This is a genomic window from Sphingomonas endophytica, assembly GCF_001476895.1.
In the GTDB taxonomy this organism is placed as follows: Bacteria; Pseudomonadota; Alphaproteobacteria; order Sphingomonadales; family Sphingomonadaceae; genus Sphingomonas; species Sphingomonas endophytica_A.
The window spans coordinates 1-23,734 of the sequence record NZ_LDTB01000081.1 but is presented as its reverse complement, the minus strand read 5'-3'; the positions used below and the strand labels follow the sequence as shown (position 1 = coordinate 23,734).

Below are 23,734 nucleotides of genomic sequence, written 5' to 3'. Positions count from 1 at the left end.
CCGCCGCCGGCGGCGGAAGCCAGCTACCCGATCTGCAAGAAGGGCCAGTATGACGGTTGCCGTCAGGTCGAGGGCGGCGGCAAGGCCAAGGCGCGTCGTCGCCGCTAAGGTTGTCTGCTGACGGGCATTGCGCCCGTTAGAAGATCGAGTATGGAGGGCGCTTCATCCGTTACGGAGGGAGCGCCTTTTCCATGTCGATCCGTTTTGACGATCGAGTCGCCATCGTAACCGGCGCGGGCGGCGGTCTGGGTCGACAATATGCGCTGCATCTCGCGCGGCGCGGCGCAAAGGTCGTCGTCAACGATCTGGGCGGGGATCGCAGCGGAAACGGCGCGTCCGACGCGGCGCTGAGCGTCGTTGAGGAGATCCGCCGGGCGGGCGGCACCGCAATCGCCGATGGCGGCAATGTCGCCGATTACGAACAGATGACCGCGATGGTCGCACGCGCGACCGAGGCGTTCGGCGGCGTCCATATCCTCATCAACAACGCCGGCGTGCTTCGCGACAAGACGTTCGCCAAGATGGATCCGGCCGATTTCGCCTTCGTGGTACAGGTGCATCTGCTCGGTTCGGCCTATGCGACCAAGGCGTGCTGGGACATCTTTCGCGACCAGAATTACGGCCGGGTGCTGATGACCTCCTCGTCCTCGGGACTGTTCGGCAATTTTGGGCAGGCGAATTATGGCGCGGCGAAGCTGGGTATCGCCGGGCTGGCGCGCACGCTGCATCTGGAAGGCGCGAAGAACGATATCCGCGTCAACACCATCGCGCCCACCGCAGGCACGCGGATGACCGAGGGGCTGTTTCCGGAGGCGATGTTCGACGCCTTCGCGCCCGAAAGGGTCGTGCCGGCCGCGCTGTATCTGGTCAGTTCGGGCGCACCGTCCGGCCAGATTGTCGGCGCGGGCGCGGGCGTGATGCAGGCCAGCTATATCACCCTCACCCCCGGCGTCGCGCTGGCTGGCGACGACCTGTCCCCCGAAGGCGTCGCGCAGGCATGGGAACGGATCATCGATCGGACGGGTGAGATCGTGCCGCAGTCCGGCGCGGAGCAATCGCTGCTGATCGCCCGCACGCTGCAAGGCGGTTGAGCCCCCCGCGAACGCGCGCTAGCCTCCCCCGGTGACGGGGAGCGTGAATGTACAGCGAGAGCGATATCGACCAGGCGGTCGCGGCCGGGGTGATGCCCGAACAGGTCGCCAGCGACTTCCGCCACCATGTCGCGACGCTACGCGCGGCCCCCGCGGTCGATGAGGAGCATTTCCGCTTCCTGACCGGGTTCAACGATATCTTCGTCACGATCGCGATCACCTTGCTGCTGGTCGCGGTCGGCAATATCGGCGTGACCGTCATGCCTGCTGCCGGCGCCGGTGCGGTGGCCGTCGTCGCCTGGATGCTCGCGACCTATTTCACCGGCAGGCGCCGTATGGCGCTTCCCAGCATCGTGTTGCTGCTGACGTTTGTCGGCGGGATCGCGGCGACGTTGGCGATCATCGGATATGACCGGATCGACGATCCGACGGAGCGGCAAGGCGCGGCGATCGTCGCGGTGGCGGCCGCGTGTGCGGCGCTGGGGGCGTGGCTGCACTGGCGGCGCTTCATGGTGCCGATCACCCCGGCGGCAGGCGCGGCGGCGGCGGTCGGGCTGGTCGTCAGCCTGTTGCTGAGCATCCTGCCGGAATCGCTGCGGCTCGCGTGGCCGCTGTTGTTCATCGGCGGCGTCGCGGTGTTCGCCTATGCGATGCGCTGGGATCTGTCCGATCGCGCGCGGCAGACGCGGCGCGCCGACGTCGCCTTCTGGCTGCATCTGGTCGCGGCGCCGATGATCGCGCATTCGACGTTCCAGATGATGGGCGTGTTCAATGGCGAAATGGGCCTGGGCAAGGCGACGGTCGTGCTGCTGTTATACGTCGCCTTCGCGCTGATCGCGCTGGTGGTCGACCGGCGCGCGCTGCTCGTCTCCAGCCTGGTCTATGTTCTGTACGCGATGTCGGTGCTGATCAGGACGGCCGGCTCGACCGAATTGTCGCTGGCGTTCACCGCGCTCGTGATCGGGTCGGCACTGCTGTCGCTGTCCGCCTTCTGGCAGCCGATCCGGGCGCAGGTGATCGCGCGACTGGGCGGCTGGGGCGAGCGCTTGCCACCGGTGCAGACGGCGGCATGACCTTCGACCCCCGAAACTTTACTCCTCCACCAGTTTCATCAGGCGGCGCTCGACGGGGGCGAGCACCGGGCCCAGTTCGTGCCCGCGCCGAATGATGTGCCCGGCCTCGCCGACCAGCGCCCACATGCCCTGACGGTTGCGCAATGCGGGTCGCTTCTCGATCCGGAATTCGGGGCGCTCGGCGGTGCGGCGGAAGGCGGAGAAGATCGCGGCATCCTTGCCCAGGTCCATCGCATAATCGCGCCAATGCCCGGCGGCGACCATCCGGCCGTAGAGGTCGAGAATGCGCGTCAGCTCCGTCCGATCGAAGCCGACCTGCCCCGCCGTCGTACCGCCGGGAAAGGGTGTGACGATCCCCATCAGGCGCGGTCACGCTCCCGATCGACACCGTCCTGCTCGGCGATCAGCGCGTCGAGCCGCTTCTTCATCGCGTCCAGTTCGCAGCGAAGCGTCTCGACCTTCTGCGTCGCCGGGTCGAACATATCCCGGCACGGCGTACCGTAAGGAACGAAGCGCGGCTCGGGCGCGGCACCACCTTCGACGATCGTCGGACGGGCGGGAATGCCGACCATCACCGCGCCTGCCGGCACGTCGCGCGTCACCACGGCGTTGGCGCCGACACGCGCGCGCGGGCCGACCGTGATCGGCCCCAGCACCTGCGCACCCGACCCGATGATCGCGCCGTCCGCGATCGTCGGATGCCGCTTGCCCGCGACGCCATTGTCCGGACTGGTCCCGCCCAACGTCACGCATTGATAGATCGTGACGTCGTTACCGATCTCCGCCGTCTCGCCGATCACGACGAAGCCGTGATCGATGAAGAAGTTGCGCCCGATCGTGGCGCCGGGATGGATGTCGATCGCGGTCAGCATCCGCGACCAGTGATTGACGATCCTCGCCGCCAGATACCATTTCCCGCGATACAGCCGGTTGGCGACACGGTGATAGGCGAGCGCCCAGACGCCCGGATAGGTCAGCACTTCCAGCCGCGAATGCGGCGCAGGGTCGCGCGCGCGGATCGAATCCAGGTAATCGGTCAGTCGCGACATCCGCGTCCCCTTATGCTCTTGCGGCCCAAGATAGAGCGTCGCGACGGAGGTTTCCATAAGCAGCGCTATCACGCGCGAAACCGGATTTTCCTATCGCGCCGGTCGGATATGTTTGAAGAGGGCACCCCACTCGTTCGGAGACGTTGATGCAGGCGCTATCGCAACTCGATCTGTCGGCGCTGTGGCCGTTCATCCTCGTCGGCTTCGGCGCGCAATTGGTCGATGGCGCGCTGGGCATGGCGTTCGGGGTCATCTGCAACACGCTGCTGGTTGCGGTGATCGGCCTGCCGCCGGCGCGCGCCTCGGCCAATGTCCATATCGTGGAAACGTTCACGACCGCGATCTCGGGGATCAGCCACGCGATCAGCGGCAATATCGACAAGCGGCTGTTCCTGCGCCTGCTGATACCCGGTGTCATCGGCGGCATCGCCGGCGCATACCTGCTGACCAACATCGATGGCGCCACGATCAAGCCCTTCGTGCTCGCCTATCTGATCGGAATCGGCATCTATCTGCTGGTCCGCGGCATCCTGTTCCCGCCGCGCGTCAGCAAGCCGAAGGTGGTCGAGCCGCTGGGGCTGATCGGCGGCTTCATGGATGCGGCCGGCGGCGGCGGCTGGGGGCCGATCGTTACCTCCAACCTGCTGGTGCAGGGCGTCGAACCGCGCAAGGTGGTGGGCACCGTCAGCGCGGTCGAGTTCTTCCTGACCGCCACCGTCTCCGCGACCTTCCTCTACCATCTGGGGCTGAAAGATTTCGCGACCGCGACGATCGGGCTGCTGATCGGTGGTGTATGCGCGGCGCCGCTGGGCGCGTTCTTCGCCAAGCGCATCCCGATGAAGGTGATGCTGGTGATGGTCGGGACGGTGCTGACCATCACCAGCACTTACGGGTTCGTGCGCGCGGTGTTGCTGTAACGGACGCCGCGCCCGCACCTTCGCCATCTCCGCGCAGGCGCGGAGCCAGAACCTCCGAGGTTCGTGACTCTCACGAGAACCCGCGCGTCCGGATTCCCGCCTGCGCGGGAGTGACGGCAGCGGTTGGGGACGCCGTTACGCGCTGACGGCGTGGACAGTCGCGACCGCCTTCATCACCGAGGCGATGCGGACCGACGACTGGATGACCTCGGCGGTGACGCCGGCCTTCTTCAGGATCTGCTCGTGGCTGTCGATGCACATGCCGCAGCCGTTCATCGCGCTGACCGCCAGGCTGAACAGTTCGAAATCGACCTTGTCGATCCCCGGCGCGCCGATCACGTTCATCCGCAGCTTGGCGGGCATCCGCTGATATTCGTCGTTCCCGGCCAGATGCGTGAAGCGATAGTAGACGTTGTTCATCGCCATCACCGCCGCCGCCGCGCGCGCCGCATTGGCGGCCTCGGGCGTCAGCTTGCCGTCGACCTCGGCCTCGGTCGCCTCGACCAGCGGCTTGTGGCCCGATCCGTGTGCGCAGGCGAGCAGCAGCCCGTATTTGCGCTGGTCGTTCAGTACCGTCTCGTTCAGCAGCGAGCCGACGTTGAGGCGGATGTCCTTGGCGAAGTCAGGCAGCGTGCCCGCGAATTCCTTGAGTGCCATGCGATATCTCCAGACGTGCGTCACCGACGCCGGCCGTCATCGCGGCGCAGCGACGCAATCCAGATCGCAGCGCGTAACGCTCTGGATTGCCTCGCCGCGCTCGCAATGACGGCCGGGCGGAATGTGACGTGAAAATCAATCGTCGGGCGGGACCGACCGGCCCCGCCCGGACAGGATCAGGCCGCGACCTGAAGGACGTCGTCGCCCTTGTTCCAGTTGCACGGGCACAGCTCGTCGGTCTGCAGCGCGTCGAGTACGCGCAGCGTCTCGGCCGGGTTGCGGCCGACGTTCAGGCCGTTGACCTGCACCGCCTGGATGACGTTGTCCGGATCGACGATGAAGGTGGCGCGGAACGCGACATGCTCGTTCTTGTCGAGGATGCCGAGCGCGTCGGCCAGCTTCGCGCCATTGTCGGCAAGCCACGGGAAGTCGGCGGCGGCGAGATCCGGGTCAGACTTGCGCCATGCCAGGTGGACATGCGCGGTGTCGGTCGATGCGCCGATCAGCACGGCGTCGCGATCCTCGAAATCGCCCTTGATCTGGCTGTAGCCGACGATCTCGGTCGGGCATACGAAGGTGAAGTCCTTCGGCCAGTAGAACAGCACCTTCCACTTGCCCGGATAGGCGGTGGTGAGGTCCAGCGTCTCGCCGGCCGGGAGCGCGCTGGTGCCCTGCTGCACGGGGACGGTGATGGCGGGGAAGGTATCGCCGATGGTCAGCATGTCTGGCTCCTTGGTGACAGAATTGGAGTCTCCAGCCATCCTCTCGCGACCGGGGGCTGCGTCGGTGCGCGGCCGCTCTCGTTCTGCACTGCGATATAGGGGGCTTCGCCTGATCGAACAAATCGTCTATTCCGCGCTTACTGATCGTTCGGAGCGATAAATGGCCATCACCTATCTCCCGACGCTGAAGCAGCTCCAGTATCTCGTCGCTCTGAAGGAGCACGGCCATTTCGGCCGCGCGGCGGAGGCGTGTTTCGTCACCCAGTCCACGCTGTCGGCGGGGCTGCGCGAGCTGGAAACGCTGATCGGGGTGACGCTGGTCGAACGCACGCGGCGGGTGGTGCGCTTCACGCCGCTGGGCGAGCAGATCGCGCTGAAGGCGCGTATCGTGCTGCGCGAGGCCGAGGAACTGGGCGAGATCGCGCAGGCGGCCGGGCGCCCGTTGTCGGGCGAGATGCGGATGAGCGTGATCCCGACGATCGCGCCGTTCCTGCTGCCGCGCATTCTTCCGCGGCTGCGGCGCGATTACCCCGACCTGAAGCTGTTCCTGCGCGAGGAGCCGAGCGGCCCGGCGTGCGAGGCGCTGCATAACGGGCGTACCGACTGCGTGCTGCTGGCGTTGCCCTATGCGTGCGGCGAGGTGTCGGTATTGAAGCTGTTCGATGACCATCTGTTCCTCGCCGCGCCCGAAGGCGAACTGCCGCCCGGGATCGGCGCGGTCCAGCCGGGTGACATCGACGAGACGCGGCTGCTGCTGCTGGAGGACGGGCATTGCCTGAAGGAACATGCGCTCGCCGCCTGCAACCGTGCCGAGCTGCGCGCCGAGGCGACGATGCTCGGCACGTCGCTGCACACCATGGTGCAGATGGTCGACAACGGTCTGGGCGTGACGATGCTGCCCAAGATCGCGCTGGATGCGGGCATACTCGACCATACCAATGTCGTCGCGCGCCCGCTCGACGCCGCCTCGCCGGTCCGCACGCTGGCGCTGGTGTGGCGGCGCGCCTCCCCGCGTGAGCGTGACTTCCAGTTGCTGGGCGAGGTGCTGAAGGCGGCGGCCTGAAGGGAGCCGGCCGATCGATTGACTCGCTCCTGTAACGAGCGCAGGATCACCGATCTGGAGCTCGCCGACGTCGGGCAGCATGGCCGCCGCGGCGCCTCCGGATCGGAGGTTGTCATATGGCTTATGCTGACCAGATGGGCGGTTCGCGGCGTCTCACCACCATCGCGGGCGTCGCCGCGATCCATGGCCTGATCGGCTATGTCTTCATCAGCGGGATGGCGGCGCATTTCGTGCGGACCGTCACCGATCCGTTCACCGTCACCAACATTCCTCTCGAAACGCCGCCGCCTCCCGATGCGCCGCCACCCGTCGCCAAGGCCGCGCCGCAGCAGCCGACGGCCGCCCCGCCGATCACCGCCGTCACGCCGATCGTGCCGACGCAGAACAATCCGGTGGTCGTGACAGTCGTGCCGTTGCCGCCGCTTCCCATGGGCACGGGCGAGGCGGTAACGGTGACGGTCACGCCCCCGCCGCCCCCGCTCATGCCCAGCAAGGCGAGCGGCGTCAGGGCGCGCGGCGATCGGACGCAGTGGATCACGACCGAGGACTATCCGGCTTCCGCGCTGCGCGCCGGGGAACAAGGCGTCGTCGGCATCGCCCTGCGCGTCGGTTCGGACGGCAGGGCGGAATCCTGCGCCGTCACCACGTCCAGCGGCCATCCCTCGCTCGATCAGGCGACGTGCCGCCTCTACATGCGCCGCGCGAAGTTCACGCCCGCACGCGACGACAGCGGCGCGGAGGTCGCCGCGACGTTCAACGACCGCGTCCGCTGGCAATTGCCGATGTGATCAGCGCCAGCGCGCCGCCGCATCGTCGTCGGCGGCGCGCGCCTCCACCCAGCGCGTCTTCTCGCCAACCGTCTCGCGCTTCCAGAACGGCGCATCGGTTTTCAGCCGGTCGATCAGGAAAGCACACGCCTCCAGCGCCGCCTGCCGGTGCGCGGAGCACGTGCCGACGAACACGATCCGTTCACCCGCCGTCATCGGGCCGACGCGGTGGACGATCGTCGCCGCCGCCAGCGGCCAGCGCGCCGTCGCATCCTCAGCAAGCCGCGTCAGCGCCGCCTCGGTCGCCCCCGGATAATGTTCGAGCTCCAGCGTCGCTACCCCGTCGTCGGCGCGTACCAGCCCGGTGAAGGTGGCGACCGCCCCGCCCTGCTCCAGCGCGGCCATTTCGGCGGCGGGGTCGATCGGCTCGCGTGAGACGAGGATACGGATCATCCGCCCGTCACCGGCGGGAAGATCGCGACCTCGTGCGCCTCGCCGATCGGCGCGTCGAGCGCCACGAACGCCTGATCCACCGCCGCGCGCAGCCTCGCCGGATCGACGAAGGCGACCGCATGGCCGGGGCTGCGCGGGGTGAGCCACGCGATCAGGTCGGCGACGGTGGCGACGTGGGCGGGTGGCGTGACATCCTCCTCGGGCAGGCCGATGCGTTCGCGGACCCAGGCGAAATAGAGCAGTTTCATAGGCATTCCAAAGCCACCGGGCGCACATTCGATCCGTCATCGCGTGCGGAGCGAAGCAATGACGATCCTGACCCTCAATCCATATGCCGGAGGCCGACGCGCAGATAATCCCAGCCGGTCACAACCGTCAGCGCCGCCGCGCCCCACAGGCTGGCGAGACTAGCGACCTTGATCCACGCCGCGCCCGGCAGCGCGCCCGACAGGATCAGCCCGCCCAGCGCCACCAGCTGCAACGTCGTCTTCCACTTCGCCAGCCGCGATACGGGCAGCGAGACCTGCAGTCCGGCGAGGAACTCGCGCAGCCCGCTGACCGCGATCTCGCGCAGCAGGATGACCAGCGCGGCGATGATATGCACTCCGGTGATCGCCGCGACGTCATCGTGGCGCGTGCCGACCAGCATCAGGATCACCGCCGCGACCATGATCTTGTCGGCGATCGGATCCAGGAACACGCCCAGCTTCGACACCGTACCCTGCGCGCGTGCCAGATAGCCGTCGAAATAGTCGGTGATGCCCATCAGGCAGTAAAGCGCGAAAGCGATGCCGAACCCGGCATGCCAGCTCGGCCACCACAGGAATGCGACCAGCAACGGCACCGCGACGATCCGCGACAGCGTCAGGATATTGGGCAGCGACAGCATGGGCGCGACGTGGACCCGTGGCGCGCGCGACGCAAGCACCCGATCCACGAAAAATCGCCGGTTGGATCGCACGTTTGCAGCGGCTATGCCCCTTGTCATTGCCAACAAACGGGGGCCCCGTCCCGCATCATGATCAATGCCCTCGGGCTTCTGAAGCGGCGGCAGTTCCTGCCGCTGTTCACGACGCAATTTCTCGGCGCTTTCAACGACAATCTGTTCAAGACGTCGATGGTGCTGTTCGCCACCTACGAAATCTTTGCCGACGCCACGCAGGAGAGTTTCTTCAATGCGATCAGCGCGGCGCTGTTCATCCTGCCGTTCTTCGTGCTGTCGGCGCTGTCCGGGCAGCTTGCCGATTCGATGGACAAGACGCGGATCATCCGACTGGTGAAGACGGTCGAGATCGGGATCATGGCGGTCGGCGGTGCCGGCCTGATGCTGGCGCGGACCGGCGCGGTCACGCTGCCGCTGATCCTGATGCTCGCCGCCGTCACCGGGCTCGGCATTCACTCGACCTTCTTCGGCCCGATCAAATATGCGATCCTGCCGCAGCATCTGGACGAGGAGGACGTGCTGGGCGGTACCGGGCTGGTCGAGGCCGGCACCTATCTGGCGATCCTGGCCGGCACGATCGTCGCGGGCTTCATCTACCATTCCACCACGCTGGTCGCCGCGCTCACGATCGCGGTCGCCGCGCTCGGTTGGCTCAGCGCGCGCGCGGTGCCGCCCGCGCCGCGACTGGGCCCGAAGCTGACGCTCGATTACAACCCGATCCGCGCGTCGTGGCGCCTGATCGCGGAGACGATGCACATCCCCCGACTGTTCCTCGCGATCTGCGCGATCAGCTTCTTCTGGACGATCGGATCGGTACTGATCGTCGTGTTCCCGCCGCTGGTGAAGAACGTGCTGACCGCCGATGCCAGCGTCGCCAGCCTAGTGCTGGCCGTATTCTCGATCGGCGTCGCGATCGGATCGGTCATCATCAACCTGATGCTGAAGGGGCGCATTTCGGCGCGCTTCTCGCCTGCATCGGTCATCGCGATGGGGCTGGCGGTGCTGGCCTTCTGGTGGGTGGTCGGGCAGTGGACGCCCGCGGCCGACGGGCGGCTGTTCGACATGGCCGGCTTCGTCGTGCAGCCGCATGCGATGCTCGTGCTGCTGACGCTGCTGGGCGTCGCTGTCTTCGGCGGCATGTTCGTCGTACCGCTCTACGCTTTCCTGACGACGACGGTGACGAAGGACCATACCGCGCGGACCGTGGCGGCGAACAATGTCGTCAATGCCGGCGCGATGACGGTCGGGTCGCTGGCGGTCGGCGCGCTGACCGCGACCGGCGTTACGCCGTCGCAACTGCTGCTGGTGGTCGCGGGCATGTGCGTCATCTCCGCGATAATCGCGCAGCGTCTGCACCGCGCCTGCGACTGATGCCTAGAGGAACATTGTCGAGAAGCAGACGAAGAACGACGCGAAGCTCAGCAGGAACAGGCGGATGTCGTGATCCCCGACATCGGGCTGCGTCGCGATGACGGGGGGCGGCAGCATCCGGCGAAGCGGATGGCGGGCGCCTTCGTTGGTAAGGACCAGTCGTCGTTGCATGGCGGGATATTAACGCGCTCTTTACGATTTCGGCTATGCCGCGATGGCGCGCCCGATGTGCCGCAGCGGGACAATGAAGACCGGACAAGAGGAAGAGGATCGATCGATGCCGCTCTATGCCTTCAAGGGCCAACGCCCGACCCGCCACCCCACCGCATGGGTCGCGCCCAGCGCCGACGTGATCGGCGATGTGGTACTGGGCGAAGGGGTCGGCGTCTGGTTCGGCGCGGTGATCCGGGGTGACAACACCACGATCCCGATCGGTGCGCGCAGCAACGTGCAGGAAGGCGCGATGCTTCATTCCGACCCCGGAGCGCCGCTGACGGTCGGGGAGGATTGCACGATCGGCCATCACGCGGTGCTGCACGGCTGCTCGATCGGCGACCGCGTGCTGATCGGCATGGGTGCAATCGTTCTCAACCGCGCGGTGATCGCGGACGATTGTATCGTCGGCGCGGGCGCGCTGGTCACGGAGGGCAAGACCTTCCCGCCCCGATCGTTGATCGTCGGCAGCCCGGCGCGGGTGGTGCGCGAACTGGACGATGCGGCGGTCGCGGCGCTGAAGCTCTCGGCGGCGCATTATGTCGCGAATGCGCACGCGGCATCGGAGGGACTGGAGCGGGTGGAGTAAGCGTCGCACCGTCGGCGCCGCGAACTCGGGTACCCGGAACGCCTGACCCGGCGATTCCAGCGCAGGATCTTCTCCCTGCCACCAGGACATGTGATCCCTTCTTGTCGTCATGCCGGACTTGCTCCGGCATCCATGGTGCCGCGAAATCACAACTCGTCGCGTCCACGCAAACATGCCACGCGGAACCAGTCCGGGTAACAGAGCGCGCGCCCCTGGCGGGGCGACCGCCGCACGTCACTCATCCGCGGCAACGACGAAGGAGCGTGTCCGCCTTCCGTGGCGTCAATCTTGCCACCTCCGTCCGCGCCCCACATAACCCAATGCCATGTCGATTCCCCCAATCCTGTCGCGCCTGCGGCTGCCCGTCATCGGATCGCCGCTGTTCATCATCTCCAACCCGGATCTGGTGATCGCACAGTGCAAGGCGGGGATCGTCGGCTCCTTCCCGGCGCTCAACGCGCGGCCGGCGTCGCTGCTCGACGAATGGCTCCACCGCATCACCGAGGAACTGGCCGCGCATGACCGGGCGCACCCCGACGCCCCCGCCGCGCCGTTCGCGGTCAACCAGATCGTCCACAAGTCCAACGACCGGCTGGAAGCGGATCTCGCCACCTGCGCCAAATGGAAGGTGCCGATCACCATCACGTCGCTCGGCGCGCGCGAGGAACTCAATCAGGCCGTCCACGCCTGGGGCGGGATCACGCTCCACGACGTGATCGACGACCGGTTCGCGCGCAAGGCGGTCGAAAAGGGCGCGGACGGGCTGATCGCGGTCGCCACCGGCGCGGGCGGGCACGCCGGCCGGTTGTCGCCATTCGCGCTGGTGCAGGAAATCCGCCAGTGGTTCGCCGGCCCGCTCGCCCTGTCGGGTGCGATCGCGACCGGGGATGCCGTGCTCGCCGCGCAGGCGATGGGCGCGGACTTCGCCTATATCGGCTCGGCCTTCATCGCGACCGAGGAAGCCAATGCGGACGCGCGCTACAAGCAGGCGGTGGTCGATGGCCGCGCCGCCGACATCGTCTATTCGGACCTGTTCACCGGCGTGCACGGCAACTACCTGCGCGCCTCGATCGTCGCCGCCGGGCTGGACCCCGATCATCTGCCCCAGGGCGACCTGACAACGATGAATTTCGGCGCCGGCGCCGGCGCCGGCGCGAAGGCGTGGCGTGATATCTGGGGATCGGGACAGGGGATCGGCGCGGTCGACGCGATCGAACCCGCCGCCGCACGCGTAGAGCGGCTGGCGCGCGAGTATCGGTCCGCGCGCTCGCGGCTGCTGGGCGCGTAGGCCGGATTTTGTCGCCCCTGACCTTTCTCGCGGTGAGGATGCGTGCCTGTAGGGTCGATCCGCGTTGAAGCATGCTCCGGCAAACGCCGGAGACCAACGTCGTGTACGCTGGTGCCTGTGATTTCGGGCTCGTGCGTGCGCAGCGCGCGACGCTCCAGCCTGAATGGATCGGACCCTAGAAAGCGGTCGAAAGCCGGTCGAGCATCGAGCGCGCCGGGCTGGCCACCGGCGTCTCGCGTGCATTGGCATTGTCCAGCAACGCGACCCGGCGGTGCAGGTCGATGCTGCCCTCGATCAGCGCGCGCGCCTGCGGCGGGAACGGGTCCAGCGCACCCGCTTCGGTTTCCGGCGCCGCGCCCAGCCGACGCGACGGCTCCAGCGCCTGCGCCGCGAGCAGTTCGCCGGCAACGACCGCGCGCTGCGTCAGTAGCCAGGCGATGACATGCATCAATCGCGTCGTGACTTTCAGCGATTCGCAACTGAATGCGACCCGTTCCATCGGAGGCAGCGCCTCGCGCTCCGCACGGCCGCCTTCGTCGAAATAATGCCGCGCCTCGTCGGCCAGCAGCATCGCCTCCGTGTAGAAGGCGTCGATCAGGCGGCGGTGCAGCCGCGGGTCATGCGCGTGGTCGGCCATGGGGTTGCTCTGCCACGCCCGACGCCGCTTCGCCAAGCGCGTTAAGCACGCCTCTGTCGTGCCGCGCGTCCCGATTTGCGTCAGGCGATGATGTCCGGGATGATCTGATCCTCCAGCATCGCGATCTCGTCCCGCAGCCGCAGCTTGCGCTTCTTCAGCCGCATCATCTGCAACTGATCCGCCGTACCGCCCTCCCCCAGCGCGGCGATCGCATCATCCAGGTCGCGATGCTCGACACGCAGAGTGTGCAGCCGCGCTTCCAGCTCCGCGTCACCGCCAATGTCGTTCATCGCACGCCCCCCCGGATCGATTCGCGCCTGCATAGCGCAGGCGGCCGCGCGGCGCGCGCCGCTTTTCACGACCCGCCGCATGATAGCCGCGCATCGCCGACCGCAAGCATTTGTCACGCGACTTATTGACGATTTCGTGGTTTCCTTCCCGTTCCTGTCAACCACGAAGGAGACTGCCCATGCAGACCGCGCACATCTCGGCTCTCGAGGCCAAGCATGCGACGCTCGATCAGCGGATTGCCGCCGAGTCGCAACGTCCCGTGCCCGACACGATGGTGATCGCGGACCTGAAGAAGCAGAAGCTCAGGTTGAAGGAGGAGATAAGCTCCTCCCACTAAGGCAGCGGCCTGTCGGCCCGGCGAACCACCCGTTCGCCGGGCTTTTTCTATCCCGCGCACCCGATCAGCCCGGCCAGCGGGACAACGACCGTATCCTGCCCCGGCCGGTCCAGCCGCATCGTCGCGGTGGGCACCGCCGCCCCGGCGGTCAGATTCTGGCGCTGCTCGATCGTCATCGTGACCGTCGCCACCACCTCACCATCGCGATAGACGTTCTCGGCATTGAACCCCAGCGGCGCGATGCCGGTCGCGCCGGTCCGCGCCAGATCCGTCACCTTGCCGTCCAGCGTGATCCGCAGCGTCGCCGGATCGGCCGTCATCATCGCGGCCAGCACGCGCGTCTGCCCGGTCGAAAACAGATACGCGGCGCAGCCACGCGCCGGCAGCGCCTGCTGCGGCAGCGGCCCGATCGGCAAGCCATCGATCGACACCGCCGGCGAAGCCGGGGCCGAGGGAGCGGTAGGCGCGGCCTGCGCCAGCGCCAGCAGCAACGCGAACATCATGCCCGCATCCCTATCATGACCAGCCACGCCGGGTAAGCCGCGATCGCCAGCAGCGTGCCGAGCGGCAGCATGTCGTCCGCCGCCACGGCGCGCCCGCGCAACCGCTGGAACGCCACCCAGCCAAGCCCCACCAGCCCCGCGACCAGCAGCACCGGCGGCAGCAATCGCCAGCCGAGCGCCAGCCCGATCGCGCCGAACAGCTTGGGGTCGCCGCCACCCATCCCCTCGCGCCCGCGCCAGCGACGATAACCCGCCGCCACCAGCCAGAGCAGCGCGAACCCGCCCGCCCCGCCGATCAGCCGCTCGTCCAGCGCGGGGGGTGAGACCGTGACCCCCGCCAGTGCGACGATCGCCAGCGCCGCTACCAGCGGATCGGGCAGCCAGAAGTCCTTCGCGTCCATCGCCGCCAGCACCAGCAGCAGCCAGCCGAACCCGGCCCCCGCCAGCGCCGCCCAGCCGGGCGCGACCAGCGCCGCGGATACGCCGATCAGTGCGCATCCCAGCTCGATCAGCGCATGGCGCGCATCGATCCGCGCGCCGCACGCACGGCACCGCCCGCGCGCCGCGACCCAGCTCGCCAGTGGCACCAGATCGCGCGCGCGCAATGTCCGTCCGCAGCCATCGCAGGCCGATCGGCCGTGCAGGATCGAGCGATCCTCCGGCCAGCGGACCGCGATCGTCGCCAGGAAACTGCCGATGATCGCGCCCAATACGCCCAACGCCACCGCGACCGCCGCCAACACCCTGCCCCGTCACCGCTTCCGAATCAGGTAGCGATACACGCCGAAGCCGTTGATGCCGAGCAGCACACCGTTCTGTACGGCCAGCGGCTCGTCACCCGTCAGCCACGCGCCGCTGATCCAGGCGATCGAGGAAGTGACGAAGATCGCCATCCCGCAGCCGGTGACGCGCCGGCCATTGTCGAGCGACACCATGAACGCAGCAGCGACCCCGCTTAACGCCGCATACCATTTCAGTGCTTCATCAATAGCTTGCACGTGACGCGTCGTAGCGGTTTGCGAAGCCCGGCGCGAGCGCCTAGATGCCGACCGAGATCAAGAGAGGATTCGTCGAACATGGCCACCGATCCCATCGTCATCCTGTCCTACGCTCGCACGCCGATGGGCTCGATGCAGGGCAGCCTCGCCGCATTGTCGGCCAGCGAACTGGGCGCGCGGGCGGTCGAGGCAGCGGTCGCGCGGGCCGGTGTCGATGCCGCCGCGATCGAGCGTATCTACATGGGCAACGTCCTGTCGGCCGGCGTCGGACAGGCGCCGGCGCGTCAGGCCGCGATCGGTGCCGGGCTGGGCGAGCATGTCGAGGCGACGACGCTGAACAAGGTATGCGGATCGGGGATGCAGGCCGCGATCCTGGGCGCCGAGGCGCTGGGCGCGGGATCGATCGACCTGCTCGTCGCGGGCGGCATGGAAAGCATGACCAATGCCCCGTATCTGTCCAAGGCGCATCGCGGCGGTGCGCGCTTCGGGCATGACCGGCTGTTCGATCACATGGCGCTCGACGGGCTGGAGGACGCCTATCAGTCCGGCACCGCGATGGGCGTCTTCGCCGACGACACCGCGCAGGAGTATCAGTTCACGCGTGAAGCGCAGGACAAGTTCGCGATCGCCTCGCTGGAACGGGCACAGGCCGCGCAGAAATCCGGCGCGTTCGATCGCGAGATCGTCGCGGTCGATGTGAAGGGCCGCAAGGGCGTCGTTACCGTATCGGCAGACGAACAGCCGGCAAAGGCCGATCCGTCGAAGATCCCGACGCTGCGCCCCGCCTTCACCAAGGACGGCACCGTCACCGCCGCCAACGCCTCGTCGATCTCCGACGGGGCGGCGGCGCTGGTGCTCACCCGCCTGTCGGTCGCCGAGAAGCTGGGGATCGCCCCGGTCGCGCGGATCGTCAGCCACGCCGCCCACGCCCACGCCCCGGCACGCTTCACCACCGCCCCGGTACCCGCGATGCGCAAGGCGCTGGACAAGGCCGGCTGGTCGGTCGGCGACGTCGATCTGTGGGAGGTGAACGAGGCCTTCGCCTGCGTCGCGATGGTGGCGATGCAGGAACTGTCGCTCGATCATCATAAACTGAACATCAACGGCGGCGCCTGTGCGCTGGGCCATCCGATCGGTGCCTCGGGCGCGCGGATCGTCGCGACCCTGCTCGGCGCGTTGCAGAACACCGGGCAGAAGCGCGGCATGGCCTCGCTCTGCATCGGCGGCGGCGAGGGCGTCGCGCTCGCGCTCGAACTGATGAACTGACCGGCGGCGGCGGTCGATCGGCATCGCGCCGGCCGGCCGCCCTCGTCTGCGCTGCAATAAAGTCGCGCGTCGCGGTTGCGTCACGCGCCGCTTCCGGCGATCCCCCGCCTTCGCCATCATGAAGGAGGTTGCCCGCCTTGGAAGTCGTTTCGGTCGTCCTGATCCTGTTGTTCGCGGTCGTCGTCAGCGGTGCGATCGCGCGCATCCTGCCCGTCAACATCCCCACCCCGCTGGTACAGATCGCGTTCGGCGCGATCATCGGGCTGGCCGCGAATCTGCGGGTCGAGCTGGAGCCGGAACTGTTCCTGCTCGTCTTCCTGCCGCCGCTGCTGTTCATCGACGGCTGGCGCATCCCCAAGGATGAATTGCTGAAGGACGTGCCGGTCGTCGTCGAACTGGCGCTGGGACTGGTGCTGACGACCGTGATCGGGGTCGGCTTCTTTATCGACTGGCTGATCCCCGCCATGCCGCTGGCCGTCGCCTTCGCGCTGGCCGCCGTCATCTCGCCGACCGACCCGATCGCGGTGTCGGCGATCGCGGCGCGCGTGCCGATCCCGCGCCGGATGATGCACATTCTGGAAGGCGAGGCGCTGCTCAACGATGCCACCGGCCTCGTCTGCCTGCGCTTCGCGACGGCCGCCGCGCTCACCGGCACCTTCTCCTTGGCCGAAGCGGCGGCGAGCTTCGCGTGGCTGGCGGTCGCCGGGATCGCCATCGGCGTGACCGTGACGCTGGCGATCACGCGCGCCAAGGCGTGGGTGTCGCGGCGCTTCGGTGAGGATATCGGGTCGCAGGTACTGGTCAGCCTGCTGATCCCGTTCGCCGCCTATCTGATGGCCGAACATTCGGGCGCATCAGGCGTGCTGGCGGTCGTGGCGGCGGGCGTGACGATGACCTTTGCCGAGCTGTCGCGCCAGGCACTGCCCGCGACGCGGATGCGGCGCAACTCGGTGTGGGACACGATCCAGTTCGCGCTGAACGGCATCATCTTCGTGCTGCTGGGCGAGCAATTGCCGGGCATCCTCGCTCGCGCGCACGAGACGGTGAAGCTGACCAACCACGACAATCCGTGGTGGCTGGCGCTGTACGTGCTGGTGATCGTGGCGGTGCTGGCGGGCCTGCGCTTCCTCTGGGTTTTCCTGTCGTTCCGGCTGACGGTGCTGCGGCGCGGCGTCGACGATTCGCCGCTGCGCAGTCCCGACTGGCGGGTGTTCGCGGCGATGTCGCTGGCGGGTGCGCGCGGGGTCATCACGCTGGCGGGCGTGCTGACGCTGCCACTGGCGTTGAGCGACGGGACGCCGTTTCCGGCGCGCGATCTCGCGATCGCGCTGGCCGCCGGGGTCATCATCGTATCGCTGATCGCGGCCAGCATCGGGCTGCCGCTGGTGCTGCGCGGACTGGCGATGCCGCCCGAACCGTCGAAGCAGGGCGAGGAAAATCGTGCGCGCGTGGCGGCGGCACGCGCGGCGATCCGCGCAGTGGACTCCGCCCAACACGATCTGTCGCGAGATCGCGACGACGCCGATGTCTATGCCGAGGCGGCAACTCGGATCATGGATTTGTATCGCGAGCGCATCCGCGTACGGGTGGACGGTGAGCCCGAACTGGCTGTGATCCAGCAGAATGAGGCGATCGACCGCGTTCTGCGGCTGGCGGCGATCCGTGCCGAGCGCGAGGAGGTATTCCGGATGCAGCGCGCGCGGGCGATCGGAAGCGAGACGGGGCGCAAGCTGACGCGCGAGCTGGATCTGCTGGAAGGACGACTGCGGACGTAAGGCCACCGAACGGTGCGTCATTGCGAGCGCAGCGAAGCAATCCGGTGACGGACCAGGACGCCCTGGATTGCTTCGCTGCGCTCGCAATGACGGGGTGGGCGGTCAGTGCTGCTCCGCCAGCGAGAAGATCCGACGCGCTTCCACCCACTTTACCCCCGGCTCGGCCCAGGGAAGGCGGCGCTGGAACGCGTCCATCTTCGTCTCCCACGCCTGCACGTCCGGGCTGGCGGCGTCCGCTGCCGCCTTTGCCGCTGGATCGAACGTCTCGTCCGTCTCCATCACCATCACCAGCCGCCCGCCGGTGCGATAGATGTCCATCGCGACGATCCCCGCCGCGCGGATGCTGGCGACGATCGGCGTCGGGACGGCCCCGGCGGCATGGAATGCCTCATAGGCAGCGGTCGCCTCCGGCTCGTCGACGATATCCACGAGCAGAACGTGACGTTGTGTCACGCGCGATACGCCGTGACGGTCTGGCGCTGCTGCCCCAGACCTTCGATTCCGAGCTCCATCACGTCGCCGGCCTTCAGGAACACCGGCGGCTTCTGCCCCATGCCGACACCCGGCGGGGTGCCGGTCGAGATGACGTCGCCCGGCTGGAGCGACATGAACTGGCTGACGTAGCTGACCAGGAACGCCGGCTTGTAGACCATCGTCGCGGTGGAGCCGTCCTGATAGCGATGGCCGTTGACCTCCAGCCACATGGCCAGCGCGGTCGGATCGGCGACCTCGTCGCGCGTCACCAGCCACGGGCCGATCGGCCCGAACGTGTCGCAGCCCTTGCCCTTGTCCCACGTGCCCTGCCGTTCGAGCTGGAAGGCGCGCTCCGACACGTCGTTGATGACGCAATAGCCCGCGATATGGTCGAGCGCGTCGGCCTCCTCGACATAGCGGGCTTCCTTGCCGATCACGATGCCCAGCTCGACTTCCCAATCGGTCTTGGTCGAGCCCTTCGGGATCTCGACATGGTCGTTCGGCCCGGTGATCGCGCTGGTCGCCTTGGTGAAGATCACCGGCTCGGTCGGCACGGTCGCGCCGGTTTCGGCGGCGTGATCCGAATAGTTCAGGCCGATGCACAGGAACTTGCCGATCGCCCCCACGCACGGGCCATAACGGTCGACCTGCACCACCGGCAGCGTCGCCGGATCGATCGCCGCCAGCCGCGCCAGCTCCGCATCGCCGAGCGTCGCGCCCGAGATGTCGCCGACGTGCGCGGACAGATCGCGAACCTGCCCCTCGGCGTCGACCAGACCGGGCTTCTCGGCGCCGCGCGCCCCGTAACGAACCAGCTTCATCGCATCTTCCTCAATTGACCCAGCCGCCGTCGATGACATGCACCGCGCCGGTCGTGAACGCCGCTTCGTCGCTGGCGAGATAGGTGGCCAGCGCCGCGATTTCCTCCGCGCGGCCCAGCCGCCCCATCGGCTGGCGCGCGATGAACGCCGCCTGCGCCGCCTCGTAATCGCCGGTGTCGCGCAACCGCTGCTGGAGCGACGGCGTATCGACCGTGCCCGGGCAGATCGCGTTGCAGCGGATGCCCTGCCCGACGAAATCGGCCGCGACCGACTTGGTGATGCCGATCACCCCCGCCTTGGTGGCGGTATAGGCGAAACGATTAGGGATGCCCTTCACCGAACTGGCGATCGACGACATGTTGACGATCGCGCCGCCGCCCGCCGCCAGCATCCCCGGCAGCACGGCACGGATCGTGCGGATCATGCCGGTCATGTTGATCGCGATCGCCTGCTCCCATTCCTTGTCGGTGACATCGAGGATCGTGCCGGCGTGGACGATCCCGGCGATATTCGCCAGCACGTCGATGCGCCCGATCTCCGCCACCAGCGCCTCCGCCTGATCGGCGTTCGTCACGTCGAGCGCATGATGCTCGCAGCCGTCCAGCCCGGCCAGCGCGGCGACGTCGATATCGGTCGCGATCACGCGCGCGCCCTCGGCCAGATAGCGCTCGGCGGTCGCCCGCCCGATCCCGTTCGCCGCCGCCGTGACCAGCGCGACCTTGCCCTTCAAACGACCTTCCACTCAACGGCTCCGTGCTGCGACCGGCAGGCACGCCGGACCGACCGGATCGAACGCCTTGTAGGTCAGGATGAATTCGCGGTGGCCCAGCGCCTCGGACACGCTCTGCTGCCCGGCGGCGACGGCCACGATCGTGTCGACGATCTCGGCGCCGACCTCGTCCAGCGTCGCTTCGCCTTCGAGGATGCGGCCCGCGTTGATGTCCATGTCCGCCGCCAGCCGCCGCGCCGTCTCCGGATTCGCGCAGATCTTGATGACCGGCGCGATCGCCGAGCCGACCACCGATCCGCGCCCGGTGGTGAACAGCGTCAGGTGGCACCCGCACGCGATCATTTCGACGATCTCGGCATTGTCGGAGATGTTTGGGAAACCGAACCGCGGCTCGCCATCCGGCACCACGTCGAGCAGGTACAGCCCGCCCGCCGGGGGTACGTCGCCGGGCTTGATGATTCCGCTGATCAGCGACGATCCCGATTTGGAGTAAGCCCCCATCGACTTTTCCTCGAGCGTGGTCAGCCCACCCTCGGCATTCCCCGGCGCGAAGCTGCCGAAGCCCATGATCGTGTAATAATCCTCGGCCTTGCGGACGCAGGCGACGATCTCCTCGCCCAGTTCGGGGGTGATCGCGCGATCGGACATGATCGCCTCGCACCCGACCAGCTCGCCCGTCTCCTCGAAGATGCAGGTCGCGCCCTCTGCGACCAATCGGTCGAACGCGCGCCCCACCGCCGGATTGGCGGTGATCCCGCTGGTCCCGTCCGATCCGCCGCAGATCGTGCCGACGATCAGTTCGTCGACCCGCATCGGCACGCGGGGCGCGTCGGCGATCTGCGCCTTCACCCGCTCGACGGCCGCCAGCCCGGCGGCGATCGTCGCGGCGGTCCCGCCCGCCTGCTGGATCACCAGCAGTTCGACCGGCCGCCCGCTGTCGCGGATCACCTGTTGCAGATGCTCGCGGTTGAAGCTCTCGCACCCCAGCGACACGATCACCACGCCGCCGACATTCGGGTGCGTCGTCACCGCCTCCATGACGCGCGCGGCATAGGCGTTCGGGTAGCAACCCGGAAAGCCGATCAGATGGACGTCGGCGTCATCGGCCTTGTCGACGATCCGCCGCGCGACGTGATGCGCGCATTCGACCAGATAGGCGACCGCGACCGTGTTGCGGATCCCCTTGCGGCCATCGGCGCGCTGCCAGGCCTGGATCATGCGTGCTGCTCCGTCACGGTGCTGCGCGTATGCGTGGCGATATAGTCGCTCTTCATATTGTGCATGTGGACCCATTGCCCGGCATCGACCGCCTCGGTCATAGACCCGATCGGCGCGCCATATTTGATCACCTTGTCACCCGGTTTCAGCATGGTGCGCGCGATCTTGTGCCCCACCGTCACGCCCTCGCGCGCCGGGATCGTCCCGCCGGACAGCGGCAGCAGGTCGCCGGCCGCGATCGGCGCGACGCAGATCATCACATTGTCGTCGGGATGAAGCAGGATCAACTGCCGCTGCACCTTGTCCTCCAGGTCGGTCCATAGCGTATCGGGCACCACCGTCGCGATACGCGTGCGCAGATCGTCCACCTCACCGGGGTTCGCAAGCCCGGCGACGACGCACGCCACCGCCGGATGCCCGAGCGGGAACTGGATCGCCGCCGTGGGCAGCGGGACGCCGTGCGACGCGCAGGCCTGCGCCAGCGCGCGGGTCCGCTCCACCAATGCGGGCGGCGGCGCGGCATAATCGTAATGCGACTGCGCGGGATCCGCCTCGGCGGGATCGCGCGCGAGGATGCCGCTGTTGTAGGCGCCGCCGACGATCACACGCACGCCCTGTTCCGCGCAGCGGTCGAGCAACGCCTGCGCGCTGCGATCCAGCAGCGTATAGCGCCCGGCGAGCAGGATCACGTCGAGCGGCACGCGGTCGAGCAATTCCTCGCACACCGCCACCTCGTTCACGCCCACGCCGATCGCCCCGACCAGCCCGGAGTCGCGCAGCGCGACCATCGCGCCATAACCGCCGTCCAGGAAGTCGCGCAGATACCGCGCGTGATCCGCGCCATGCGTCAGCGCGCCGATGTCGTGCGCCAGCAGCACATCGACCCGTTGGCGGCCGAGCCGCGCCTGGCTCGCCGCGAACGAGCGCCGCACGCCATCGGCGGTATAGTCGAACACCGGCGCGAACGGGTCGGCATCGACGAAGCCATGCCGCTCGCCACGCTCATCGGTCGAAACCAACAGGCGACCGACCTTGGTGGACACCAGGCACGCACCGTCCGGATCGTGCGCGGCCAGCGCCCTGCCGAGCCGCCGCTCCGCCAGCCCGAAGCCGTAATAAGGCGCCGTGTCGAAATAGTGCACACCGGCCGCGATCGCCGACGCGACCGTCGCGTCCGCGGTAGCATCATCGACCGGCCGATACAGGTTACCGATCGTGGCGGTTCCCATGCCATAGCGCGGCAATGGCGGCATCATGCTCATCGGCAACGCGCGCCGCCACGGATCCGATCGGACGTGAGGGACATGGCGATGATTTCCTCTCGTGATGGCACCCCGGGCGGGCGCTTGGACCACATGCATAATTGACTGGTATGACAATTGAAATATGAAAATGGGTTTTACGGCTATCATCGTTGCCGCACTGGCATGATCGCGCTCGTGCCATTAAGTCGACAACCATGACGACCAAGTCACGTTATCAAGCCCCCGCACTGAAGAAGGGGCTGGAGATTCTCGAGCTTCTCGCCGCCGCCGAACAGGCGCAATCCATGTCGGATATCTCGACCGCGCTGGGCCGCTCGGTTGGCGAGATCTTCCGGATGCTGCAGGTCTTGGAAGAACATCGCTATATCGCGCGCGACGACGACGGGTATCGGCTTACCAACCGCTTGTTCGCTCTCGGCATGGGCCGCCCGCCGATCCGCGACCTGACCGTCACCGCCTTGCCCGTGATGCAGGAACTCGCGCGTGCGACGGGCCAGAGTTGCCATCTCGCGGTCGCCTCGGGGGCGGAGATGGCGGTAATCGCCGGGGTGGAGGCGCCCGGGCTGTCGGGGTTCGCGGTTCGCGTCGGCTATCGCCGCCCGCTGCACCGCTCCGCGTCGGGACGCGTCCTGCTCGCCTTTCAGTCACCGGCCGTGCGCGAGGCGATGCTGGCGGAGGTGCGCACCAGCGGTGTCGCCCTCGACGCGACGGCGCTGGTGCCGCTGCTCGACACGCTGGTCGCGGAGGGCGGCGGGGTCACGCCCAGCCCGGTGCTGGACGGAATCACCGATCTGTCGGCGCCGATCCTGGCACATGATTCGGCACGCGCCGCGCTGACCGTCCCCTTCGTCGCCGGCCCGGCCGCGCGCGTGACAATGGAGGATTGCCGCCAGCGACTGCGCGCCGCCGTGCGCACGATCAGCGGACAGCTTCACCCGACGCTGGAATAGGGCCCGCCACCAGTGCGAGCATGATTCGCGTCGAACAGAGCGAGCAGTCCAGCATCGCCGCCCGCTCTTCCGGACAGACGATGCACGCGCGACAACGCCGTGATCCGCCGAGCAGGTCGAGCAACAGCCGCTCGTCGGCCGACAGTCGCCCCGCCGTACCGACCGAGAAGCGCCGCCCCAGCGCCGCCTCGCACAGCGTCATCAGGCTGTCGAACACCGGCGCGAGCATTCCCGCCCCACGTGGCGCGAGCAGCCGGTGTTCGACAGCCTGAT

30 protein-coding genes are annotated in these 23,734 nt (G+C 67.9%); 12 read left to right on the top strand and 18 right to left on the bottom strand.

What is annotated here, in order from left to right; all coding sequences use genetic code 11:
• Positions 1-191 precede the first annotated feature (191 nt).
• A complete protein-coding gene (locus NS334_RS15665) occupies positions 192-1,091 on the top strand; it encodes an SDR family NAD(P)-dependent oxidoreductase (RefSeq protein ID WP_058756889.1) in 900 nt (299 codons plus the stop codon).
• 47 nt (positions 1,092-1,138) lie between these two features.
• Positions 1,139-2,164, top strand: coding sequence for a hypothetical protein (locus tag NS334_RS15660; protein ID WP_058756888.1), 1,026 nt, complete (start codon positions 1,139-1,141; stop codon positions 2,162-2,164).
• Between the two features lie 18 nt (positions 2,165-2,182).
• Here the strand turns inward: NS334_RS15660 and NS334_RS15655 are convergent, their stop codons facing one another.
• Together NS334_RS15655 and epsC are read right to left on the bottom strand one after the other, a co-directional pair.
• The gene (locus tag NS334_RS15655) at positions 2,183-2,524 is read right to left on the bottom strand and encodes a DUF2794 domain-containing protein (RefSeq protein WP_058756887.1); all 342 of its coding nucleotides are present in this window, start codon (positions 2,522-2,524) and stop codon (positions 2,183-2,185) included.
• Complete coding sequence (gene epsC / locus NS334_RS15650; protein ID WP_058756893.1) at positions 2,524-3,213, bottom strand: serine O-acetyltransferase EpsC; 690 nt, start codon at positions 3,211-3,213, stop codon at positions 2,524-2,526. Before epsC ends, NS334_RS15655 begins: the two co-directional genes overlap by 1 nt.
• Positions 3,214-3,359: 146 nt before the next feature.
• Here epsC and NS334_RS15645 point away from each other — a divergent pair, with 146 nt between their 5' ends.
• Positions 3,360-4,130, top strand: a complete 771-nt coding sequence (locus NS334_RS15645; protein ID WP_058756886.1) for a sulfite exporter TauE/SafE family protein — start codon at positions 3,360-3,362, stop codon at positions 4,128-4,130.
• Between the two features lie 135 nt (positions 4,131-4,265).
• Here the strand turns inward: NS334_RS15645 and NS334_RS15640 are convergent, their stop codons facing one another.
• Both NS334_RS15640 and NS334_RS15635 read right to left on the bottom strand, forming a co-directional pair.
• Entirely contained in the window at positions 4,266-4,787 is a 522-nt protein-coding gene (locus tag NS334_RS15640) for a carboxymuconolactone decarboxylase family protein (RefSeq protein ID WP_058756885.1), read from the bottom strand.
• Positions 4,788-4,963: 176 nt separating this feature from the next.
• A complete protein-coding gene (locus NS334_RS15635; RefSeq protein ID WP_058756884.1) occupies positions 4,964-5,509 on the bottom strand; it encodes a peroxiredoxin in 546 nt (181 codons plus the stop codon).
• A 160-nt stretch (positions 5,510-5,669) separates the two neighbouring features.
• On the opposite strand from NS334_RS15635, the gene NS334_RS15630 reads away from it, so the two are divergent.
• Positions 5,670-6,572 (top strand): hydrogen peroxide-inducible genes activator, encoded by a 903-nt coding sequence (locus NS334_RS15630; protein ID WP_058756883.1) that lies wholly within the window; start codon positions 5,670-5,672, stop codon positions 6,570-6,572.
• A 116-nt stretch (positions 6,573-6,688) separates the two neighbouring features.
• A complete protein-coding gene (locus NS334_RS15625; protein ID WP_058756882.1) occupies positions 6,689-7,360 on the top strand; it encodes an energy transducer TonB in 672 nt (223 codons plus the stop codon).
• Here the strand turns inward: NS334_RS15625 and NS334_RS15620 are convergent, their stop codons facing one another.
• From NS334_RS15620 to pgsA, 3 genes are all read right to left on the bottom strand, one after another.
• Positions 7,361-7,792: a molybdenum cofactor biosynthesis protein MoaE gene (locus tag NS334_RS15620; protein ID WP_058756881.1), complete on the bottom strand. Its 432-nt coding sequence runs from the start codon at positions 7,790-7,792 to the stop codon at positions 7,361-7,363.
• Entirely contained in the window at positions 7,789-8,046 is a 258-nt protein-coding gene (moaD, locus tag NS334_RS15615; RefSeq protein ID WP_083500538.1) for a molybdopterin converting factor subunit 1, read from the bottom strand. Before moaD ends, NS334_RS15620 begins: the two co-directional genes overlap by 4 nt.
• A gap of 68 nt (positions 8,047-8,114) precedes the next feature.
• A complete protein-coding gene (pgsA, locus tag NS334_RS15610) occupies positions 8,115-8,681 on the bottom strand; it encodes a CDP-diacylglycerol--glycerol-3-phosphate 3-phosphatidyltransferase (RefSeq protein WP_058756879.1) in 567 nt (188 codons plus the stop codon).
• 129 nt (positions 8,682-8,810) lie between these two features.
• On the opposite strand from pgsA, the gene NS334_RS15605 reads away from it, so the two are divergent.
• From NS334_RS15605 to NS334_RS15595, 3 genes are all read left to right on the top strand, one after another.
• Positions 8,811-10,106, top strand: a complete 1,296-nt coding sequence (locus NS334_RS15605; protein ID WP_058756878.1) for an MFS transporter — start codon at positions 8,811-8,813, stop codon at positions 10,104-10,106.
• Between the two features lie 277 nt (positions 10,107-10,383).
• On the top strand, positions 10,384-10,908 hold the full coding sequence (locus NS334_RS15600) for a gamma carbonic anhydrase family protein (protein ID WP_058756892.1): 525 nt from the start codon (positions 10,384-10,386) through the stop codon (positions 10,906-10,908).
• Positions 10,909-11,233: 325 nt separating this feature from the next.
• Complete coding sequence (locus NS334_RS15595; protein WP_058756877.1) at positions 11,234-12,196, top strand: NAD(P)H-dependent flavin oxidoreductase; 963 nt, start codon at positions 11,234-11,236, stop codon at positions 12,194-12,196.
• 175 nt (positions 12,197-12,371) lie between these two features.
• Here the strand turns inward: NS334_RS15595 and NS334_RS15590 are convergent, their stop codons facing one another.
• Both NS334_RS15590 and NS334_RS15585 read right to left on the bottom strand, forming a co-directional pair.
• Positions 12,372-12,833, bottom strand: coding sequence for a DUF1465 family protein (locus tag NS334_RS15590; protein ID WP_058756876.1), 462 nt, complete (start codon positions 12,831-12,833; stop codon positions 12,372-12,374).
• Between the two features lie 80 nt (positions 12,834-12,913).
• A complete protein-coding gene (locus NS334_RS15585; RefSeq protein WP_058756891.1) occupies positions 12,914-13,123 on the bottom strand; it encodes a YdcH family protein in 210 nt (69 codons plus the stop codon).
• A 179-nt stretch (positions 13,124-13,302) separates the two neighbouring features.
• Between NS334_RS15585 and NS334_RS17850 the strand changes: the two genes are divergently transcribed.
• Positions 13,303-13,461: a YdcH family protein gene (locus NS334_RS17850; protein WP_083500537.1), complete on the top strand. Its 159-nt coding sequence runs from the start codon at positions 13,303-13,305 to the stop codon at positions 13,459-13,461.
• 47 nt (positions 13,462-13,508) lie between these two features.
• On the opposite strand, the gene NS334_RS15580 is transcribed toward NS334_RS17850, so the two are convergent.
• The 3 genes from NS334_RS15580 to NS334_RS15570 are packed head-to-tail and all read right to left on the bottom strand — an operon-like array spanning position 13,509 to position 14,899.
• Positions 13,509-13,964, bottom strand: a complete 456-nt coding sequence (locus NS334_RS15580) for a hypothetical protein (RefSeq protein WP_058756875.1) — start codon at positions 13,962-13,964, stop codon at positions 13,509-13,511.
• Positions 13,961-14,704, bottom strand: coding sequence for a prepilin peptidase (locus NS334_RS15575; RefSeq protein WP_241491993.1), 744 nt, complete (start codon positions 14,702-14,704; stop codon positions 13,961-13,963). The genes NS334_RS15580 and NS334_RS15575 overlap by 4 nt, the downstream gene beginning before the upstream one ends.
• A gap of 12 nt (positions 14,705-14,716) precedes the next feature.
• Positions 14,717-14,899: a hypothetical protein gene (locus NS334_RS15570; protein ID WP_058756873.1), complete on the bottom strand. Its 183-nt coding sequence runs from the start codon at positions 14,897-14,899 to the stop codon at positions 14,717-14,719.
• A gap of 141 nt (positions 14,900-15,040) precedes the next feature.
• On the opposite strand from NS334_RS15570, the gene NS334_RS15565 reads away from it, so the two are divergent.
• Both NS334_RS15565 and NS334_RS15560 read left to right on the top strand, forming a co-directional pair.
• Entirely contained in the window at positions 15,041-16,228 is a 1,188-nt protein-coding gene (locus tag NS334_RS15565) for a thiolase family protein (RefSeq protein ID WP_058756872.1), read from the top strand.
• 137 nt (positions 16,229-16,365) lie between these two features.
• On the top strand, positions 16,366-18,003 hold the full coding sequence (locus NS334_RS15560) for a Na+/H+ antiporter (RefSeq protein WP_193753127.1): 1,638 nt from the start codon (positions 16,366-16,368) through the stop codon (positions 18,001-18,003).
• 102 nt (positions 18,004-18,105) lie between these two features.
• Here NS334_RS15560 and NS334_RS15555 read toward each other — a convergent pair whose 3' ends face one another.
• From NS334_RS15555 to NS334_RS15535, 5 genes are read right to left on the bottom strand one after another with little or no spacing between them, the layout of a single operon-like run.
• Positions 18,106-18,456 carry an L-rhamnose mutarotase gene (locus NS334_RS15555; protein ID WP_058756871.1) on the bottom strand — a complete coding sequence of 117 codons (351 nt, stop codon included), beginning with the start codon at positions 18,454-18,456 and terminating at the stop codon, positions 18,106-18,108.
• On the bottom strand, positions 18,453-19,298 hold the full coding sequence (locus tag NS334_RS15550) for a fumarylacetoacetate hydrolase family protein (protein WP_058756870.1): 846 nt from the start codon (positions 19,296-19,298) through the stop codon (positions 18,453-18,455). The genes NS334_RS15555 and NS334_RS15550 overlap by 4 nt, the downstream gene beginning before the upstream one ends.
• 10 nt (positions 19,299-19,308) lie before the next feature.
• Complete coding sequence (locus NS334_RS15545) at positions 19,309-20,040, bottom strand: SDR family oxidoreductase (RefSeq protein ID WP_058756869.1); 732 nt, start codon at positions 20,038-20,040, stop codon at positions 19,309-19,311.
• Entirely contained in the window at positions 20,041-21,246 is a 1,206-nt protein-coding gene (locus NS334_RS15540) for a UxaA family hydrolase (protein ID WP_058756868.1), read from the bottom strand.
• Entirely contained in the window at positions 21,243-22,508 is a 1,266-nt protein-coding gene (locus tag NS334_RS15535; protein WP_153002771.1) for an aldo/keto reductase, read from the bottom strand. Before NS334_RS15535 ends, NS334_RS15540 begins: the two co-directional genes overlap by 4 nt.
• Positions 22,509-22,705: 197 nt before the next feature.
• Here NS334_RS15535 and NS334_RS15530 point away from each other — a divergent pair, with 197 nt between their 5' ends.
• A complete protein-coding gene (locus tag NS334_RS15530; protein ID WP_058756867.1) occupies positions 22,706-23,461 on the top strand; it encodes an IclR family transcriptional regulator in 756 nt (251 codons plus the stop codon).
• On the opposite strand, the gene NS334_RS15525 is transcribed toward NS334_RS15530, so the two are convergent.
• Positions 23,430-23,734, bottom strand: a 305-nt coding sequence (locus NS334_RS15525) for a hypothetical protein (RefSeq protein ID WP_428835064.1), incomplete at its 5' end; no start/stop codon positions are given. The two genes, NS334_RS15530 and NS334_RS15525, sit on opposite strands and share 32 nt — an antisense overlap.